We start from the raw sequence: 20307 nt of genomic DNA on the forward strand, positions 1-20307 counted from the left end.
GTTATTCGCCCTCCTGGTTATCAGCAATATTTCGCGGATATTCGATTTTTAACTGCGATGGCATAGACGTAAATATTGGAGAAGTCTCTCCTTCTGCACCGGAAATGCCCTCATAAACCTCCCCTTCAGCCGTTGTAATTTTATATGTGGTGAAAGGCTTGACTGCTCCGCTGGCGGATGATGTTGTGATAAACCCTTCACTGTACCCTTTTGGAAAAGTCACCGGCGGTGTATCTAAACTGGCAGGACCTGTCTGATTAACATTGGCCGCTTTCAGCAAAATATTCCCCGGACATCCCAGTTCAATATTCCCGCCGCTAAGCTTTATATAAGCGCCACCGCAACTTAAAATCAGTTCCTTGCTGGCATTTACCTTCACGCTCCCCTGACCACTGGCGACAGTGATGTCCTGTAATGCTGAGACATTCATGGCGTCAGCTTGTGCCTGAATATCAACCTTCCCTGCCCCGGCATACATTTTCATTCCTGCAGCCTGTGCAAACAAACTTACAGCCTCGCTTGCCGCTACAGTGAACGATTGCCCGGTGCTGATATCTGTGTTTTTACCTGACATGAGGCCAATACTTGCCCCACCTGAAGCAAGCCGGACAGCCTCAGGACTGAGAATGCCTATACCAGCAGGTGCACTGGCCAGCATTCCTGGCATTTTCAGATATTTCAGTGCGCTGTTTAGCGTCTTTTGGCTGTCGATGTCAGACACCGTTGCCTGAGCCCCTTTCGCAGCAGCCTGGAGGCTTCTTGCCAGCGTGAGTGCCTGTTCCAGTTGTTCTACAGCCCTGTCCATTTCAAGCATTTTACTGCCGACGTCAGGCTGAGCATCTGCGGTGAGTAGAATCCCCCTACCACCACGAACGCTGACCCAGTCGTTAGTCCGCAGTTCTGCGCCTTCACCACGAAGCCCCCTGCTCGCGTTGACGTTATGCCCGAATTTGGTTAGCTGATTATTCCCCCCTCGTCCTGTCGACTTTACTAAAATCAGGTGTTGTGTTTTTTGATGAAATGACGCTCCCATCTGGATAGACAAAAGAGTACATAGCATCTTTCCCCTTCTTATTAGGGAATATCATCAATACTTTTTTACTTTCGTCTATAGAGGGGGTGTAATTTATTAAAACATTTTCGTTAGGTTTATAGTCCAACTTCACTTTCCAAAACGCATCTTCCTTACCGAAGAGATATAATTTATCCCGCATAGTAGACTGTGGGCTATCATTCCATTTTTTTATAAAAGGATAGTATTTTGGAGTGTAATTAAAATCATTCCCCGCCACTGTATCAAATTGTCCATTCCGCACAGCATCAGCATCAAAAGCAATAGTTACACCAACCGCAGTCCCAGGTACTAAATCATTCCCAAGATGTGTAGCATCTATATATTCAACCCCCACATTGATTGAACTTAAGCTCCATACACACTCCCCCCTGCCAGTCATAGCGACTGTACCTTTCCATTTATCACCATTCTGCTGCTGCAAAGGTACTTTAATAACGTTATAGCTTGATTCCGCTTCCACAGAACCATCAAATCCGTTCACTCTTTTTTTCTGGCATTCACGTGAAATATATCTAACTTCAAGAGGAAATGGTCTTGTGTATTTTGAAGGATTACTAACCTCAACAGTCACCCATTTGGTATCCGCTGGAGGGGAAATTGCATTGCTTGTAGCATGACTACAACCTCCGACTATAAAAAAGACAAGCGGTAAAAAAATGAATTTATTTTTATCAAGCATTTTCAATCACCTCGTCACCATAAATGGCGAATCGAACTAGCGCATCATTCCCATAAGATTCAGACAGAGTGGGAGATAGTGATGCCTTCAACAACCCTTCTATGTCAAGGAATATCTCATTTCTTTCATATTCCTTTTCAGGAGTTTCATCTTTATGTTCCGACATTTGCTCTTTAAAACGATCTACATTATATAGATGCTCAGTAAAATTCCGGTTATAAACCAATCCTTCGTTATCTATTAGTTCCAATAATTTATTATTCATGTAAGGCATATACGAAGTCATGAAATGATCGCCAAATGTTAAATCTACTCCACGGTCGGGGTTTTGTCCGTCAGGAAAAATCTCTTCCAGCTTGCTAGCCGTTAGTGACCTTCTGAACTCCTTTTGTTTACGGCCTGCAGTTTGCATCTTTTGGTCCGACAAAGAAGGAACAAGATATAATTTAGCTTTTATCGGAAGAAGCCTTTTTAAATTTATGCAACCAGCAGGTTCGGGCAAACTTGTTTTACATTCTTGCCACTCACGACTTTGTGTCGCAGTTAGAAATACAACTGGATTACCATGGTGCCAAAAGCAATCCCCCCAAGATATAGCTTGGTAAGCCAGAAGTTCTCCAACAGACCACAGCATCCCTAAAGTTTTCCCAAGTGGTCCCCAGAGGTTATATAACGCATTATCTAGACTCGCTTCGGGTGGAACTGCTGGAACGGGATCATTATCGTTTACATGACGGAAATGGGTGATTTCGGATAACTGCTGAACTGCCTCCTTGGTAAAGGTACGGGGCATACCATATGTGTAGAGCAAAGGTTTTTCAGACTTTAGTGCAGCAGAGTAAATTAATGCAAGCGCTCCCCCCAAACTATGGCCGCAAACAAATAAATTTCGTGCTCTAATTAAAGTTAAGAGCTCATCAAACTCAGAAGAAAAAAGCCGTTCAGATCTACTATATCCACTTAGGAATCCATCATGCACTTTTCCAGCAGGACTCAAGTTTGTGCACATATTTTTATTTACATCACATACCTCAGTGCTAATAGGACTAAATGACAGATCCGTTCCGACATCATACAACCCTGCTGTCCCTCTCCATGCGACAATGACTTTATCTGTATTGTAAACATAATACAGTTGAGTATCGCCTTCTGGTTTTGCTAAATTCCCCCCTCCAGAGGTGCTGCCACTTTTATTATCAGTCTTCGAGGTGTCTCTAGAGGTATCCATGAAAACAGGAGGATTATATCGCTCGCTAAATGGTACATCCTGCACTAGTGTATTGTAACTAAAACCGCTTTTATGGAGCTGAGGTAAACGCGATAAATCTTGGCACTGGTTTATATAAAATCGTGTTATTGATTCCGGCCGGAGTGCTTTATCATCGGCATAAGCTAGAGAGGCACTTGCTCCGAGGTTGATAGCGTTTGCCATTGAATATTCATCCTGGTGATGCAATACCAACTCCCATGCTCTAAAAGGGCAAATTTCAATAACATGCCGCTTTTCAAGTTCATTTGTCCGGACGGTAAGTCCTTTGAAAGACTTGTTAGGTGGAAAATGGAAGGATGGTAAGGTTTCACCTTTATGCAATTCGATATTAGGATAACCTGAACTAAGTTCACCGACTACGGCGTAATGCCAGATATGATCGGCATCTACTGCAGGCTGTCTAACTAAAGAATCGGTTTCTGCATCTCTACCTGGGCGAAGCGCTCTCTTCTCCATTTCATTTATTAAAGCATTCGATTCTAATTTCAGAGCCAATTCAAGTCCATGCGGCATATCAACGCTGATTAGCCCGTCAGCATCGCTCTGACCAGAATAAGTGAATCCCTCCACCGGCCCGGAAACAGGATGAGCGCTTTCCACAGTCCATGGCATATTCACCACGGGATCTCCCTGCTCATCTACCAATTGAAATTCGACCCAGTAGGGCATTTGCTCTTCACATGGAGCATGGGGGTTTTTACGGCAGAGTGAGGATACAGCGGTAGTCATGTTATTCGCCCTCCTGGCTATCAGCAATATTTCGCGGATATTCGATTTTTAACTGCGATGGCATAGACGTAAATATTGGAGAAGTCTCTCCTTCTGCACCGGAAATGCCCTCATAAACCTCCCCTTCAGCCGTTGTAATTTTATATGTGGTGAAAGGCTTGACTGCTCCGCTGGCGGATGATGTTGTGATAAACCCTTCACTGTACCCTTTTGGAAAAGTCACCGGCGGTGTATCTAAACTGGCAGGACCTGTCTGATTAACATTGGCCGCTTTCAGCAAAATATTCCCCGGACATCCCAGTTCAATATTCCCGCCGCTAAGCTTTATATAAGCGCCACCGCAACTTAAAATCAGTTCCTTGCTGGCATTTACCTTCACGCTCCCCTGACCACTGGCGACAGTGATGTCCTGTAATGCTGAGACATTCATGGCGTCAGCTTGTGCCTGAATATCAACCTTCCCTGCCCCGGCATACATTTTCATTCCTGCAGCCTGTGCAAACAAACTTACAGCCTCGCTTGCCGCTACAGTGAACGATTGCCCGGTGCTGATATCTGTGTTTTTACCTGACATGAGGCCAATACTTGCCCCACCTGAAGCAAGCCGGACAGCCTCAGGACTGAGAATGCCTATACCAGCAGGTGCACTGGCCAGCATTCCTGGCATTTTCAGATATTTCAGTGCGCTGTTTAGCGTCTTTTGGCTGTCGATGTCAGACACCGTTGCCTGAGCCCCTTTCGCAGCAGCCTGGAGGCTTCTTGCCAGCGTGAGTGCCTGTTCCAGTTGTTCTACAGCCCTGTCCATTTCAAGCATTTTACTGCCGACGTCAGGCTGAGCATCTGCGGTGAGTAGAATCCCCCTACCACCACGAACGCTGACCCAGTCGTTAGTGCGCAGCTCCGCTCCCTCGCCGCGAAGAACCCTGGAAGCATTGACGTTGTGCCCTAAATTCAGTTGGGTTTTGCCCCCGTATTCGGTACTGAGCTTAATGTGCTCTTCGCCGCGCTTATCCTCCATCCGCAGTTTGTTCAGGCCTGCAGTCCTGACCACATTTCGGGTGCTGTTGGCTTCAGTGACATGGTCAACGTGGCGGGAGTCGTGAAGGGCATGGGCGATATACGGGCGATCTGGATCACCTTCGTGGAAAGCAATGGCGACTTCAGTGCCCTGGATCAGAGGAAAGTGGAAGCCGTACTTGTCACCACCGTAAGGCTTGGCAAAGCGCACTGGCATGCTTTCCATGCCCTGTTTTTTGTCATCACGGTCGGCATCAAACTTCACCCGGTACATGCCGGATGCATCCTGCCAGGCGTAGATGTCGTTATCCTTGGCGCTGGTTACGCGCGCCATCAGCGTGCCGCTGACCACCGGGCGCTTTTTAGCAGCAGGACGCCAGCAGCGGTTCTCGTAGTAGGGCATCCCTTCCCACATCACGATCAGGGCATTCTTACGGCTGGCAATATAACCCGTGCGGGTAATGATAATGCCGTTGTCCGTTTCAGAGGGTAAAGTCGGCGGTACCGCCCTTTCACTAACGGTCAGCACCTGAGCCGGAGAAAGCAGGGCATCATTACTGCAGCCGCTGATAATCGTCTGCCCGGACAGAAAACGTTCATGCTCAAGGCGGGCCCAGAAGTTGCCGGTTTCCGCTGACGGTGTGATTTTGTCGCCACGTTCAAGATGACGTGGCAGGTAGTGATACACATCACCGTAGGTCACACCATCACCATCACCTCGCGTCATGTCTGCCGGTACAGAAGTCAGGATATTCTGAGCTTCACGGTGATTATAATCACTGGCGGTAACAGAGCGCTCCACCACGTTTTGCCGGACGTTTACGCCCCATACAGAATCGGCTTTATTGTCATTCATCCCTGACGGGCTGTTCAGAGGCAGCGTTTTACCGAAGGTCCATGCACTCTGCTTGTCCGCGAAGTGCACCACTTCGGTTTGCGTGTCGGGCTGCAGGGTGAAGAAGTAGAAAATCCCCACTTCGGCCAGCAGACGCTCTATGAAAGCGAGGTCACTTTCCTTGTACTGGTTTATCTGCTCACGCTTCGGATAGTCGGCTTTGAGGGTGAACTCATACTCCCAGCCTTTCAGGCCATGTTCCTGCAGCACCTCAGCGACAACTTCCGGTACCGACTTATTGACGAAAAAACGGTGGGTACGGAATTGTTTGTGCAACAGAGACAGGAACGGCTCAATAATAATCTGGTACGTCGCCTGGTCACGTGAACCACTGATACGCTTAAAATGCGTCACCACGCCATGCACCACTTTCTGCCCGGTCAGCCCCATCAGCGGCCCTGTCCCCATGGTCAGCGTGGCAGGCTTAGTCAACAGTTGTGCTGAGCTGATATTCTGATCGCTGCTGGTAAATATGATGGTATAAGTATAAAGCTCGCTCATGCACTCATTACCGTTAAACTCTTCCACATCCAGTGAGGCAGTACAGGATGGTATATCCAGACGGTAACGATTCAGCCCATCTTCAGTTAGGGCTGACAGGGTGTTCTTGAGCGTATCTGTCAGACTCATGATATCGACTCCATGGGATAATCTGCTGTCCATGACTCTCTTGCCGAAAGGCAAGTAGCAGATTTAATCAGGGGTACTCAGCGAGTACGAAAAAGTTATTACAATTCCAGCCCCGATAGCGCAACAAGGGCTCTAATCATTTTTTCGGTCATTTCAAAATTGTTCATGCTAAAGAAAACTACTTAACTCCCGACAATGCCACTCATCAATTCTTAATCATTTCATCATACGGCCTTAAGATCTCCATATCGTTTGGTCGTATGTTATGAACCGTGCCTTTACTCACCTCAAGTGCTGAAACAATACGTCGAGGACGGTCCGCATGCCTTAAAGAGGCAAAGCTTGCCTGAATGAAATACTGGCCATCTTTATTGAATTGATAAAAAGACGGTGGAATACAAAGTAATTCATTACTTATCCGTAACTGTGGACTGAATACGATTTTTTCATCTTTTGGATTTATTCCCCGTGGGTTAATAGATATGTACTTCAATACATAACCATCGCCACCATTGACAGGGAAACAAACGCTCCCATCTTTAATAATGATATGTCCCTCTTCATCTGGGTGCAGTCTGTCGCCAGGCCCCGGACATCCTGTTAAAGTTTGCAAACATATAACAGCAAGCAGGCTTGCACGCAGAACCCGAAAAACATTCGGAATTACCATGGAAAACCTCTTAACGCGTTTTTATATCCTTGTTTAATGACAGATTCAGAAATATCACCATCCATAGTTATACTATGGTCAATCCTCAATTTTAACCAGCCATAATACCCTTCACTTTGCAAAGCAAAATTATCTGCAATGATTTGTGCCTGCTGCTCCATTGGATATTCGCTTAACAGTCGTCCATCGAGCGTATACCGATAACTCACCAGCCAGCTTATCAGTCCTCTGGCCATGACGTTCATTCCCCGCTCTCTCTGCCAAACATGACTCATTTCGTGAATAAATAAATGCCGTAAAAATGGTAAGCTTGTTGAGAAGTCATCGCGATACCAATACCGGAAATATATTTCACCATTAGGCGTCATTGCTGTATGTTCATCCTGCAACCCAAATGGCAGATAGCTTCCGCGATGGATTTTCACCTTCTCGTAATTGATTCGGTTACCAAATACCATTCTGGCTAAGGCGATTTCTCCGGAGGTCAGTTTTCTGACTGAATCATCGTCCTGTTTTTTGGCGTTCTTCTTTTTCTTTGCACTGGCATCATGAATGGTCATTCCCTGCCTCCGGATTAGCGTTCAGCCGCGTCTGAAAACTCAAGTCCAATTCTCTCCTCGTCATCCCAGGCAAGCCGCAGGTGCTGTGGCTTCTGCCCCGCTGCCATATGGCTGAGCAGTTGCTGACTCAGTACCGGCAGTATTTGCTGGTTCAGCAGGCTGTCGATGTTGCGCGCACCGGTATCCGGCAGCAGGCAGGCGGCGGTCAGGGCGTCGTACAGGCTCTCATCAATCTGCGTGGTCAGACCGTAGTGGCGGTTCAGACGCCTGCTGACCTGTGACAACTTCATTTTCACGATGGTGCGCATAGCCGCTTCCGTCAGCGGGCGATAAATCACGGTCTGGAAGCGGGCCAGCAGCGCAGGCTGGAAATGGTCACGCAGCAACGGGCGCAGCAGTTCGTGCAGTTCCGGTTCGATGGCTTCCGACTGTTCATCCAGCATCTGCATGATGTGGTCGCTGCCGAGGTTGGAAGTCATCAGGATAACGGTGTTACGGAAGTCGATTTCACGCCCTTCGCCGTCGCGCATAAAGCCCCGGTCGAAAACCTGGTAAAACAGGTTCATCACGTCCCGGTGCGCCTTTTCCACTTCATCCAACAGCACCACGCTGTACGGACGTTTGCGCACCGCCTCGGTGAGGATGCCGCCCTGGCCGTAGCCGACATACCCCGGCGGCGAGCCTTTCAGCTGCGACACGGTGTGCGGCTCCTGGTACTCGGAGAGGTTGATGGTAATCAGGGATTTCTCGCCGCCGAACAATTCGTCCGCCAGAGCCAGCGCGGTTTCGGTCTTGCCGGTGCCGCTCGGACCAGTCAGCAGGAACACGCCCTGCGGGCCGTTCTCCGGCGCGAGGCCGGTTTTTGACGCGCGCAGGTGCTGCGCGATGGCATTCAGCGCCGCATCCTGGCCCACCACGCGTTTACCGAGGTTATTCTCCAGGCTCAGCAGCTCCGTCTGCTCGTTTTTCATTAATGACGAGAGCGGCACGCCCGTCCAGTCGGCAATCACCGTGGCGACGGTGCGCACGTCCGCGTCCAGCCCCAGCAGCGGGTTATTCTGCTGCACGGCGGTAAGCTCTGTCTGCAGGACGGCAATTTCCGCCTGACGGGAGATGTCCGCGCGGCAGGCCAGCAGTGCTTCCGTGAGTTTCAGCTCCTGGCCGTACTGCGTTTCCAGTGCGTCGAGTTCCACGATGATGCGGACTTCGTCCTGCTCAATGGCCGCCAGACGTTCACCGGGAGCGGTGTTGCCCACCGCGATATCCTCCATCAGCGCCTGCTTTTCCATCGCCAGGGCCGTGAGCTGCGCCTTCATCCGGGTCAGCGGCTCCGGCACGGTGTCAAGGCTCATGCGCACGCGGGCGGAAGCCGTGTCCAGCAGGTCCACCGCCTTGTCCGGCAACTGGCGACCTGTCAGGTAACGTCTGGATAGGGTGACCGCCGCCCTGACCGCCTCATCGGTGATATGCACGCCGTGGTGTTCGGCATAGCGGGATTTCAGGCCTCTGAGCATCAGGCACGCCGTCTCATCGTCCGGCTCGTCCACCTTCACCATCTGGAAGCGACGCTCCAGGGCAGCATCGCGCTCAAAATATTGTTTGTATTCAGACCATGTGGTGGCGGCGATGGTGCGAAGTTCGCCACGCGCCAGCGCTGGTTTCAACAGGTTGGCCGCATCTGCGCCTCCCGCCTGGTTACCCGCGCCGATGATGGTGTGGGCTTCGTCAATAAACAGCAAAATTGGGGTAGGCGACTGTTGTACAGCATCAATGACGTTTTTCAGGCGCTGTTCGAACTCACCTTTCACTCCTGCACCCGCCTGCAACAGGCCGAGGTCGAGGGTGCGCAGAATAACCGGCTTCAGGCTTTCCGGAACATTACCTTCTGCGATACGTAAAGCCAGACCTTCCACCAGCGCCGTTTTGCCGACGCCTGGTTCACCCACCAGAATCGGGTTGTTCTTGCGACGGCGCGAAAGAATGTCCACCATCTGGCGGATTTCCGTATCGCGACCAAAGACCGGATCAATCTTGCCCTCTTTCGCTTTAGCGGTGACATCAAGGGTAAATTTATCCAGCGCGTTCTGCAGCGCCGGAATCAGTTCGCCTTCTTTTATCTCAGCGCCGACCGAACGGCCAACAAACTCCACTTCACCACCGTGATTTTGTGCCAGTTCGGCTTCCTGTTGAACATCCGGGCGCTCATCAGACTGGGCGTCCAGCAACGGGCGAAGACGCTCAAGCTGGCTCTGCCCGAGAGTCAGCAGCGGCCACAGACCATCGCAGCCCGCCAGTTTAGGTTTATCGACCAGCGCCATCAGCAGATGCACACTGCGGATATGCTCTTCGCCGTTAAGGGAGGCGAACAGCCAGGCTTCCTGCATTAGCGTCTCAATACTGTCTGATAGCTGCGGGCGACTGCGAACAGAGCGAGGAAGTGTATCCAGCCAGCCCAGCAAATCCTGCCAGATGGCGTCCATATCCCACTCATAGCGACGAGCCAGCACCGTCAGGTCACCCTCTCCCTGCTCCAGCAGCTTCAGCAGCCAGTGCTCAGGCAGGATTTTCGCGTGAGCGCGGGTCTGGCAGAGCGAAGCCGCGCCTTCCATCGCACGGGCGCAGTAAGGGTTCAGACGTCGCAACAGGATGGCTGGATTTTCCATGAGTCTCTCTCTTTGTCGGTTCCTGGGCATGCTACCGCCCATCGCTGTTTCCCGTGACGGGGACCAAAGCGCATGAGGTCGGGCTGGCAGATTGTGGGTTTCTTTGCTCAACGCCCGTTTCAGACAGGCACTCAGCAAAAAACTGCGGACAGGAAAAACCTGCCCGCATCAGGATTACGCGGTGGCGCGTTCGTTCCAGGAATCGGAATGAATGATGTTGCCGTCTTTGTAGGTCCAGGTAATTTTTTCGTAACGCAGTTCAACGCGTTCAAGGTGGTTATGCTTCTCTTTAGAAGGATCCTTGATGTCATACATTTCAGGATTCACTTTCACCACCTTCACGTTTTCCAGTTTGGTGTTGAAGTACTCCACTTCCTGGCCCGCGTCGTTGATTTTGTACCACTTGAATTCCGCAGACTTGAGGGTCTGACCGGTGGTAACAGCCTTGTACAGGTACGGGCTGGAGGAATCAATTTCCTTAGTGAACAGGAACGGCGTGTGGATACGGGTTCCGGTCAGCTTGCCGGTGTTGTTGTCGGTCGGGATGTACAGGTTGTGCTGCTGTGCAACAACTTCGATGCTGCCTTCACGATCCTGAACGTCCACAGACCCTTTAATGTCCGCGCCGCCGTCGTCTTTCAGCCAAAGATAAACAGGAATTGCCATGTAAATTACTCCGTTTTATTTTCTGTGACGCCATCATCCTGCGATGACGCTTTGGGATTGCCCGGTATCTGGCAGGCACTGGCCTGCGGTACCAGACTGATTTCGACACGTCGGTTAAGCGCACGCCCTTCCGGAGTGTCGTTAGTTGCGACAGGGCGGCTTTCGCCATAGCCCTGCACCGCAAAACAGCTTTCCGGCACGTCGCCGGTGTCACGCATCCAGTTGCGTACCGCTTCAGCACGTTTCAGAGATAGCGTCTGGTTCAGTTGCGGATTGCCGGTGTTATCGGTATGGCCGGACACGACAATCAACCAGCCCGGTTTCGCTTTGATGCCAACCAGTGAATTCACCAGCATTCTGGTAGAGCCCGCTTTGAGTACATATTTGCCTGAATCGAACAGCGACATGCTGTCGAGGCGAAGTGTTTTCGGACCCTGAATGATTTTCTTAATGACCGGTGGAGGCGGTGGCGGAGGTGCCCAGTCGCTGATAGCAGCCTCAACGAGCGGAATCAGGCGCAGACCCTGATACAACCCCAGACGATAACGCAGTGGCTCCCCGCGGCGCTGCCAGTCGTCCAGCAATGCGCCATCGGCCCGCAGGCGCTGCTGCGCACGCAGTTTCGGGGCAACAGGTTTACCCGTCAGCTGGTGATATAGCGCAAGGTGATCGCCAACATTCCGGATGAGGCGCTGGTTGTTCATCCAGGACGCCAGCATCGCCAGCGCAAGGAATACCCCACCCAGTAATCCGGCGTAACGCCAGAAAACCATTCTGCGACTGACGCCACGTCGTCGGGGTAATGCCGGAAGCAGCAGTTCAGGCAGCGGCAGTGGCCCGGTGGCCACAACGGTATCCGGTGAAAGCGCCGTCACTGCAGTGATGTGCTGTTGCCAGAGATTGCCTGCAATACCACTCACCGGCACCATGCACATGCCCTGCACGCAGGGCTTCATCACAGGCAGTTCGCCCTGTCGTACCGACAGCAGGTCATTTACCGCGCTGTTCTGCCAGGTAAGCAGGCTGTCCAGCCACAGCCCCTGACTCAGACGCGAAAGACGTCCGTCAGATCCACTCTCCCGGGTCCACTCCGTCAGTGACACATTGCCCTGACCAGGCTGATACACCTGAATGCCGCTTCGCTGACTAACTGTCGTAAACCAGACGGGCTCTGCCTCCGCGCAGGCCACAGGTGGCGATACCCAAGTCACGGTCCACAGCGGGGGGATCGTGCCAAATGCTGCGCGGCACCGGACGACAGCCCGCTGCCAGCCCCGAAGATTCTGGGTAAAGTCATCACCGGATGTGTGCTGTTCAGGTATCACCGCCAGCATGACGGAGATTTGCGACACCAGAGCGGGACGCACCAGGCTCATGTGCTGTGCCAGGAGTGACAGCTGCTCTGCATCCTTCACCCACAGATACCATCCCTGCCGGGTTTCCCGGTGGCGGGAACCAGACACAAACAGCGGGGCGTTGTCGCCACAGACGAGGATCACCGCGCCCTGAAAATCTTCCGGCGGCAGGTTTTCATCCACAATTTCCCGGACAGCGGTCGCCCGCGCCTGCGAGGCCCGACGCTGACGCCAGAACATCACCCCGGACACCAAAACAACCAGTAGGCTGAGTGCCACACGGCTGCCCGTGGACAGTGGCCAGAATCCCAGAATGAGCCACAGCGCCAGTACAGCGCCAAGGGCAGTTAACAGACTTCTGTACGCATCCCGCATCGCTTACCCCGGCCTGACGGTCTGGTTTACCAGTTCGGTAAGCGAAGACGAAAGGAAGAACCAGAGCGCCACCAGGGCAACAGCGGCCACAACCCAGCTCAGCCAGTACCCGCGACGGCCGCTACGCAGGCGTGATGCCCGGGCAACAATGGGAGCGTCCTGTGCCAACGTAAAAGCCGGTACCCGTTCCGCAAGCGCGCGAACAATATCTTCCCGACGCTCATCATCCTGAGCGCGATATTGCCCCACAAACCCCAGTTGCAAAGTCCGATACATACAGGTCAGGACAGCGGTATCAGGCACAGTTTCTTTCAGCAGGCTTCGGATCCTTTCCCACAGTTCCTCACCGGCATTGAGGGTGCCAAAGAAGTGTGCCTGCAGCGGGTCACGGCGCCAGGTCAGGTAGCCGTCATCGGTGGTTCCCCGATTCATCACGCTCTCATCGAGCAGTGCACACAGGGTATACACCATATGGTCACGGCTGATGTCGCTGTAACCTGCCTCCGTGAGGGCAGCTTTCACCTCCTGCACCAGACGGCAGGCCCGGCGATAGAGTCCTTCCCCGTCCCGGACTTCCTGGCCACCGCGCAGCTGGCTGGCCATCAGCCAGCCCGGGTAGAAAATGCGTTCTATCTGGCTGAGTTCGGATTTATTCATGTGCGCAGCACCGCAAAGAGTTCAAGTTTCACATCCCCCAGTGAGCGCGGGGTATAGAAGGTGCAGCTTCCCGCTTCCAGCATCGCCCGCGCTGCCTCACTACTCAGATCCAGCGAGAAATACTGGTTCTCAAGGCGTAACGGGATAGCGGCCGGCACATGGGTCAGCGGCTTGATAACCATCCCGCTCAGGGCCACATTCACCACATCCGAAACATCTTCAAAGCTGCCCGCTTTACACAGTTGCGGGAATTTCGTCTGAAGTTCATGGTTCGGCATGGCGGAGCGTACGGAAAGGTAGAAGTCTGCCCCTTCGCGCAGGCGCGCATCGTGCAGGGCACCTTTCCAGATCTGATCCTGATGCTCCAGATGAATACTCACCACCCGCGACGGCAGGCTCGCTTCCAGCAGCTTATCGAGCAGTGCCAGCAGCGGCGGGAATACCCGCTCCGGTGCAGCATGCTGATAAGCAGGAATATCGCCGGCGTCATGCTCCAGTGAGAACGTCAGCAGACTGCCGGCCAGGCGGGTCAGTTCGCGGTACAGTAGTTCCGGGTGACGCTCAGGCGTCTGAAGCAGTTCAGTCAGCACCGGCTCGGTGCTGTTCAGGGCGTTGAGCAACCAGAACAGGGAGACATCCGCGACCGCAAAGTCGGCCATCCGCTCATTGCTTTCCCGGCGCATGGCCATCAGGCGACGGCGACGGGCCTGCAGACGGACCAGCAGGTCACCCAGTTCAGTGGCAAGCCACGGACTGGCAGCAGCAGACAGCATTGGCGGGATAAAGGACGGGTCCCGGCTCCACTGCCCCTGTGCATTACGCACCAGACGGGCCACCGGACAGGTCAGGTATGCTGCGTTTTCCTGGCTGGACAGGCGCAGGGTCAGCGCATGACGCAGGATCGCAAGCTCCCCGCTTTCTTGGCCGGCCAGTTCCTGCACCACCACACGCTCCGCTTTCCAGCGACGCGGGCGCTCACTGTCCTGGCCGTTATCGAGGTTGCCACCACTGGCGCTCAGCAGCGGCAGTGCGGCAACCACCTCAACAGCCTCAGAGCCGTTTGCGGCAGACAAATCACAGACCGGCGGAATATTATCCGCCAGATCCGTATCAACAATCGTGCCATCCTGGAAACGTACGACCAGACGGATAACATTCAGGCGCGCGAGCGCCAGTGCAGCATCATCAAATTCTGCCGCAACCACGCCCCAGGGATGAGAAAACCCCATCCGGGCGATCATGTCGGCAACGTGCTCATTCCAGCGGGCCTGCTGCTGGAACTGTTGCGGGGCCAGAGCGGCCCCATCCTCCCAAAGCGGGCGGTAAATTTTCATCCCTGATTTCCCCTCGCCTTACGATTTGGCTTTCGGCATCTGGGAAACCAGCGACAGGTTGACGTCCATCCCTTCCACCTGGAAGTGCGGCACGGCGAACAGTTTCACGCGGAAGAAGCCCGGGTTATCCTCAATGTCTTCCACCACTACTTTCGCATCACGCAGTGGATGAGACGCCTGCAGTTCGTCGCCCGGATCGGTCATTTCGGTCACCAGACTGCGGACCCATGTGTTGAGCTCCAGCTCGAGCAGTCGGCGATCCTTGGTGGTACCGATGTTCTCGCGCTGAATCAGCTTCAGGTAATGGGCGATACGCGACAGCAGGAAGATGTACGGAAGACGGGCGTTGATGCGGCTATTTGCCGTCGCATCTGCGGTGTCATACAGCGCCGGTTTCTGGGTGGAGTTAGCCGAGAAGAAGCACGCGTAGTCGCGATTTTTGTAGTAGGACAAAGGAATGAAGCCCAGATTCGCGAATTCGAATTCGCGGGTTTCAGGGATCATCACTTCGCTTGGGATTTTTACCTGATTGCCGGTACCGAGATCGTACAGATGGATAGGCAGATCCTGAACCGCACCACCTGCCTGTGGACCACGGATTTGTACACACCAGCCATTGTTGATAAAGCTGCGCACCATGTTAGACGCGAAGGCAAACGAGGCATTGGTCCACAGGTATTTGTCGTGATCCGGACCTTTGACTTCTTCGACATAGTTGAAGCTGCGAACCGGAACGGTATCCGGGCCATACGGTAGACGTCCCAGCACGCGCGGCATGACCAGGCCAATATAGCGAGCGTCATCGGTATCGCGGAACGATTTCCACTTGATGTACTCTGCGCGGTCAAAGTAGTTACCAATATCTTTAATCGCCGCGACGTCTTCCATGGACTCTTTAAGGAAGAATTTCGGGCCTGCAGAGCCGATAAACGGCATATGCGCAGCAGCGGAGACTTTAGAGATGTTACGCAGCAGGGCGACATCCTGCGCTGAAGCATCAAACTCGTAAGCGGAAATCAGCGCCGCAATTGGCTCGCCGCCAGGAGTATCATATTCATCGATGTAGGCGTGTTTATACAGACCACTCTGGATGATTTCCGGGCTGTCTTCAAAGTCCTGGCGCAGGTCTTCTTTGGACATGCTCAGCAGCTCAATTTTGACGTTCTGGCGAAAATCTGTTTTATCAACCAGCGACTTCACACCGCGCCACAGGCTTTCAACCGCCTGAAACTCGTCATGGTGCATAACCGCGTCCAACTGGCGGCTGATTTGATAATCGAGCTCAGCGATATGGTGATCAATCAGGCTTTTATCCAGTTTTTCGACCTTCGCGCCCGCTTTGGTCAGACACTCCAGAAAGACCTGCATACCGGCAGTCAGACGTTCATCAGCGGTCGCATCTGACATCGCCTGCGCATCCTGCCAGATGTCTAGCGCGCTCAACTCGGAGACAGGACTCAGATTGATTTTCTCAAACAGAGAGGCGTAAACCCCTCCCGCAGCGGGACGTTCCAGCACAACGCTTTCACCACCAGCAGTATTATTTTGTACAGACATGAGCATTCCTTGATTAATCCGTTAAAACAGCGCGATGGTTAAGGTTTTTTTGCTGCCAGTGCAGATAGTTCATTTCGCAGATCAGCACTAAGTGACTGGTCAAGAACGATTTTCTCCAGCTCTTTTCGGAAAGTCTGGTTATCCAGCAGGTTGGCTTTCAGATCGCGGAGCAAGTTGCGCATCGCCAGCATCGCCTTCAGCTGTGGAATTTGAGCAGCCACCTGCTCTGGCGTGAAGTCTTTCATGCTCTGGAAAGTCAGCTGAATGTTATCCTCACCACCATCGTCAGACAGCGTATTTTTAACGGCCAGGTTAACTTTTGGGGAATATTCGGAAAGAACGCTGTCAAAATTATTTTTGGTGATGTTAATCTTTTCTCGCTCAGATATTGTCGCAGTTTCCTGCCCATTGCTGAAATCACCCGTAACAAGCAATTTCAAGGGTAATTCCATTTTCTTGCTTGCTCCGCCAGTATGCAGGTCAAGCTTCAGGTTAATACGTGCCTTAGGCACCTCATTCTGAAAACTTTCAGCCATCTAATCATCCCTCTTTGTTTTGCTATGCCAACTTCACGGTATCGTTCTTGATGCGCAATAATAGAATAATGATCGGAACAAAATCAAATACACAGATCATTTATCCGATGCAAGAATTTTCTTAAGAATTTTCCACTAAGACATTATCGCAAATTGCCTAATTAACTCAGGAAAAGAAACTGCTCTTTTCTCACAAATCGAATATTTGTATCGCAGAAGGGGTTGCAGCCAGAGAGATGTTTATAAAAACATCTTGTTTTGATTTGCATCACAGCACTACGTCAAAAAGCGCAAAAGAACGGCAATATATTATTGCGCACGATTAAAAGAAGAAAGGAATGGATGAAAGCAGATGACTATTCCATTGATGGTATGAATAACGCTTAAGAATTTTCACGAAGAAATTTCTTATTTATTATGTGAAGGAATAAATAAAGGCGTAAATGTTTAATTTGGCGCGAATCAACAATGCCGTATTTTTCGTTACGCCTTCCCTCTGAGCGCTAACCCTTCTGCCTTCCGCTCAGGCAGGAAAGGCGCTTCCATGCGATTACCTATAAAATCTGTAAAATCAAGCGCCTCCTGATGTGCCGCTTTTTTAATCAAAAACGAGTAATAGCACATATCGTATAACGGTGTTACATTATGCCGCCCACCCAATGTCAGCTATGGCCAGGTAACGCCGTAAAGATCGGTAAAGCCTGCAACCATGACCTTGTACTACGGTCTAATAGGCACGTGGTATCGCACTATGCGTTACTTTCACCGGCTCTACATAGGTTTCTCTATTTTGTCTCAATCCAATTTCAAACGCGCATTTTTACACCCGCGTTACTGGTTTACATGGTTTGGTCTTGGCGTACTCTGGCTGCTGGTTCAACTTCCGTACCCTGTTCTGCGTTTGCTGGGATCGAAACTGGGCAGCGCTTCCCGCGTTTTCCTGAAACGTCGCGAATCAATCGCGCGTAAAAATCTTGAGCTTTGCTTTCCTCAGTACAATGCTGAAGAGCGCGAGAAACTCATCGCTGAAAACTTCAAGTCTATCGGCATGGCGCTGCTTGAAACCGGCATGGCCTGGTTCTGGCCGGATGAGCGTGTCCGCAAGTGGTTTGACGTGGAAGGTCTGGATAACCTTAAACGCGCGCAGATGCAAAAACGCGGCGTGATGGTCGTTGGCGTTCACTTTATGTCGCTGGAGCTGGGTGGCCGCGTGATGGGGCTTTGTCAGCCAATGATGGCGACCTACAGACCGCACAACAGTGCGCTGATGGAGTGGGTGCAGACGCGAGGCCGCATGCGTTCCAATAAGGCGATGATCAGCCGTAACAACCTGCGCGGCATGGTTGGAGCGCTGAAGAAAGGTGAAGCCGTCTGGTTTGCACCCGATCAGGATTATGGACGGAAAGGCAGCAGCTTTGCGCCCTTCTTTGCGGTGAAAGACGTTGCGACGACTAACGGCACCTTTGTTATTTCGCGTCTGTCTGGCGCCTCCATGCTGACCGTGACGATGGTGAGAAAAGCAGATAAGTCAGGCTATCGTCTGCACATCTCCCCTGAAATGGCTAACTATCCGGAAAACGAGTGCGAAGCGGCAGCGTTTATCAATAAAGTTATCGAAACTGAAATTATGCGTGCGCCAGAGCAGTATCTGTGGATGCATCGTCGTTTCAAAACCCGCCCTCTTGGCGAAGCCTCGCTCTATATTTAAGTCTTTCAGGAAGGTTAGTTTCGCTAAGAAACTAACCTTTTCAATCACCTGTCATCCCGTTGAGAAACCGTCTTTCATTGCGTCGCCCAAAGTGAATTTATTGCGATGCGAAATCAAACTGTCGCCGTTCCACGACACTCGTAAGTAACGGAAATTATTTAAAAAAATGCCTCTTGTCACCCCTCATTTTTAGGCGTACATTAGCGCCGTCTGGCAACAGGAAAGCACAGAATTCTGAGCTGGAGTTAACGGCGTAACGGGAAAATTCTCATTTCCGTTTTGACCGGATTTCAGTTCTCTATAATCAGGTGGACTCTGTTTTTAAATGCGTACCACAAGATACGCGGAGCGATGAAACGTGAAATATTTCTTTATGGGCATTTCGGTGATTGTTTTAGTCTGGGCCGGAACCTTTGCCCTGATGATCTAGTGAAGAACATGCAGTCAAAAAAACAGGAGCCATCGGCTCCTGTTTTTTTATGTCATGACGACGCGGGGTGTTCAGCGGCGCTCTTTGAGGTGAGAAGACCGTCAGCCCGGAACATACTCTTGATGCCCCTCACCGCCTGACGAATACGGTCACTGTTTTCAATCAGGGCAAATCGCACATGGGTGTCGCCGTAATCACCAAAGCCAATGCCCGGGGACACACACACCTTCGCATCCTGCAGCAGTTTTTTGGCAAACTCCAGCGATCCCATCGCCGCGTATGGTTCCGGAATTTTCGCCCAGACGTACATGGACGCTTTCGGCATTTCTACCATCCAGCCCGCTTCATGCAACCCTTTGACCAGCACGTCTCGACGGCGCTTATATTGGGCGGCAATGTCGTGAACGCACTGCTGATCGCCTTCCAGGGCAGCGATAGCCGCGACCTGCAGCGGCGTGAAGGTACCGTAGTCGTGATAACTCTTAATGCGCGCCAGTGCACTCACCAACGTTTTGTTACCCACCATAAAGCCAATACGCCAGCCCGCCATGTTGTAGCTTTTCGACAGGGTAAAGAACTCTACCGCCACGTCACGAGCACCCGGAACCTGCATAATCGACGGGGCTTTCCAGCCGTCATAGACGATGTCAGCGTAGGCTAAATCGTGAACCACCAGCACGTCATAACGCTTGGCCAGCGCGACAACTTTCTCGAAGAAATCGAGCTCCACACACTGGGCCGTTGGGTTCGACGGAAAACCGAGGATCATCATCTTGGGTTTCGGATAGCTTTCGCGAATCGCACGTTCTAGTTCGTTAAAGAAATCGACACCTTCCACCAGCGGCACGGAGCGGACCTGCGCCCCGGCAATCACCGCCCCGTAGATATGGATCGGGTAGCTTGGATTCGGCACCAGCACCGTATCGCCATGATCCAGCGTGGCCAGCATCAGGTGTGCCAGCCCCTCTTTTGAGCCGATGGTGACAATCGCTTCGCTTTCAGGATCGATATCAACCTGATAGCGATCCTGATACCAGCGCGAGATCGCGCGACGCAATCTGGGAATACCGCGAGAGGTTGAGTAGCCGTGCGTATCCGGGCGCTGGGCAACCGTGCAGAGTTTCTCAACAATATGCGGTGGCGTTGGGCCGTCAGGGTTACCCATGCTGAAGTCAATGATATCTTCGCCGCGCCGACGCGCAGCCATTTTCAGCTCAGCAGTGATGTTGAAAACATAAGGGGGGAGACGATCGATACGCGTAAAACGGCGTTCAGGACTGAATTCAGCCATAGATTCCTCAGATTAACGTTAGCGCCCGGACCGTCCGAGCGACGCTGCCACCGATGTGGCATGTCTAGAAAATAACCTGAAAAAAAACATGCTGTCGAGAGGGAAATGAAAAAAAAACAATCTTCTGAAAACAGGAACCCGGCTGCGTCTAAAAGCGGAAGCCTCTGTTTCGGGATCGGCTTTCTGATAGCTGTTATTTAACAGGATGAT

At 52.0% G+C, this 20307-nt stretch carries 16 protein-coding genes; 2 read left to right on the forward strand and 14 right to left on the reverse strand.

Annotation, left to right across the window (positions count from 1 at the left end; genetic code table 11):
- Nucleotide 1 precedes the first annotated feature (1 nt).
- From V1566_RS19220 to tssB, 13 genes are all read right to left on the reverse strand, one after another.
- A complete protein-coding gene (locus V1566_RS19220) occupies nucleotides 2–1060 on the reverse strand; it encodes a DUF2345 domain-containing protein (protein WP_395304348.1) in 1059 nt (352 codons plus the stop codon).
- Complete coding sequence (locus V1566_RS19225; protein ID WP_395304349.1) at nucleotides 963–1754, reverse strand: hypothetical protein; 792 nt, start codon at nucleotides 1752–1754, stop codon at nucleotides 963–965. Before V1566_RS19225 ends, V1566_RS19220 begins: the two co-directional genes overlap by 98 nt.
- Nucleotides 1747–3753: a lipase family protein gene (locus V1566_RS19230; RefSeq protein ID WP_395304350.1), complete on the reverse strand. Its 2007-nt coding sequence runs from the start codon at nucleotides 3751–3753 to the stop codon at nucleotides 1747–1749. Before V1566_RS19230 ends, V1566_RS19225 begins: the two co-directional genes overlap by 8 nt.
- 1 nt (nucleotide 3754) lies before the next feature.
- Nucleotides 3755–6295, reverse strand: coding sequence for a type VI secretion system Vgr family protein (locus V1566_RS19235; protein ID WP_395304351.1), 2541 nt, complete (start codon nucleotides 6293–6295; stop codon nucleotides 3755–3757).
- Nucleotides 6296–6500: 205 nt separating this feature from the next.
- A complete protein-coding gene (locus V1566_RS19240; RefSeq protein WP_395304352.1) occupies nucleotides 6501–6965 on the reverse strand; it encodes a putative T6SS immunity periplasmic lipoprotein in 465 nt (154 codons plus the stop codon).
- Nucleotides 6959–7525 carry a type IV secretion protein Rhs gene (locus V1566_RS19245; protein ID WP_395304353.1) on the reverse strand — a complete coding sequence of 189 codons (567 nt, stop codon included), beginning with the start codon at nucleotides 7523–7525 and terminating at the stop codon, nucleotides 6959–6961. The genes V1566_RS19240 and V1566_RS19245 overlap by 7 nt, the downstream gene beginning before the upstream one ends.
- Before the next feature lie 14 nt (nucleotides 7526–7539).
- Nucleotides 7540–10188: a type VI secretion system ATPase TssH gene (gene tssH / locus V1566_RS19250; RefSeq protein WP_395304354.1), complete on the reverse strand. Its 2649-nt coding sequence runs from the start codon at nucleotides 10186–10188 to the stop codon at nucleotides 7540–7542.
- A 174-nt stretch (nucleotides 10189–10362) separates the two neighbouring features.
- Nucleotides 10363–10854 carry a type VI secretion system effector Hcp gene (gene hcp, locus V1566_RS19255; protein WP_041908841.1) on the reverse strand — a complete coding sequence of 164 codons (492 nt, stop codon included), beginning with the start codon at nucleotides 10852–10854 and terminating at the stop codon, nucleotides 10363–10365.
- 5 nt (nucleotides 10855–10859) lie between these two features.
- The gene (locus V1566_RS19260) at nucleotides 10860–12584 is read right to left on the reverse strand and encodes an OmpA family protein (RefSeq protein ID WP_395304355.1); all 1725 of its coding nucleotides are present in this window, start codon (nucleotides 12582–12584) and stop codon (nucleotides 10860–10862) included.
- Between the two features lie 3 nt (nucleotides 12585–12587).
- Nucleotides 12588–13241, reverse strand: coding sequence for a type VI secretion system protein TssL, short form (gene tssL / locus V1566_RS19265; RefSeq protein WP_395304356.1), 654 nt, complete (start codon nucleotides 13239–13241; stop codon nucleotides 12588–12590).
- Nucleotides 13238–14575: a type VI secretion system baseplate subunit TssK gene (gene tssK / locus V1566_RS19270; protein ID WP_395304357.1), complete on the reverse strand. Its 1338-nt coding sequence runs from the start codon at nucleotides 14573–14575 to the stop codon at nucleotides 13238–13240. Before tssK ends, tssL begins: the two co-directional genes overlap by 4 nt.
- Before the next feature lie 18 nt (nucleotides 14576–14593).
- Complete coding sequence (tssC, locus tag V1566_RS19275; protein ID WP_395304358.1) at nucleotides 14594–16138, reverse strand: type VI secretion system contractile sheath large subunit; 1545 nt, start codon at nucleotides 16136–16138, stop codon at nucleotides 14594–14596.
- A 32-nt stretch (nucleotides 16139–16170) separates the two neighbouring features.
- Entirely contained in the window at nucleotides 16171–16668 is a 498-nt protein-coding gene (gene tssB, locus V1566_RS19280; protein ID WP_395304359.1) for a type VI secretion system contractile sheath small subunit, read from the reverse strand.
- A 751-nt stretch (nucleotides 16669–17419) separates the two neighbouring features.
- Here tssB and lpxP point away from each other — a divergent pair.
- Both lpxP and ypdK read left to right on the forward strand, forming a co-directional pair.
- Nucleotides 17420–18376, forward strand: coding sequence for a kdo(2)-lipid IV(A) palmitoleoyltransferase (gene lpxP, locus V1566_RS19285; protein WP_213328124.1), 957 nt, complete (start codon nucleotides 17420–17422; stop codon nucleotides 18374–18376).
- 358 nt (nucleotides 18377–18734) lie between these two features.
- A complete protein-coding gene (gene ypdK / locus V1566_RS19290; protein WP_099458937.1) occupies nucleotides 18735–18806 on the forward strand; it encodes a membrane protein YpdK in 72 nt (23 codons plus the stop codon).
- Between the two features lie 52 nt (nucleotides 18807–18858).
- On the opposite strand, the gene alaC is transcribed toward ypdK, so the two are convergent.
- The gene (alaC, locus tag V1566_RS19295) at nucleotides 18859–20097 is read right to left on the reverse strand and encodes an alanine transaminase (protein ID WP_395304360.1); all 1239 of its coding nucleotides are present in this window, start codon (nucleotides 20095–20097) and stop codon (nucleotides 18859–18861) included.
- Between the last annotated feature and the right edge of the window lie 210 nt (nucleotides 20098–20307).

It is taken from the genome of Enterobacter sp. ECC-019, assembly GCF_043974075.1.
GTDB classification, from domain to species: domain Bacteria; phylum Pseudomonadota; class Gammaproteobacteria; order Enterobacterales; family Enterobacteriaceae; genus Enterobacter; species Enterobacter asburiae_D.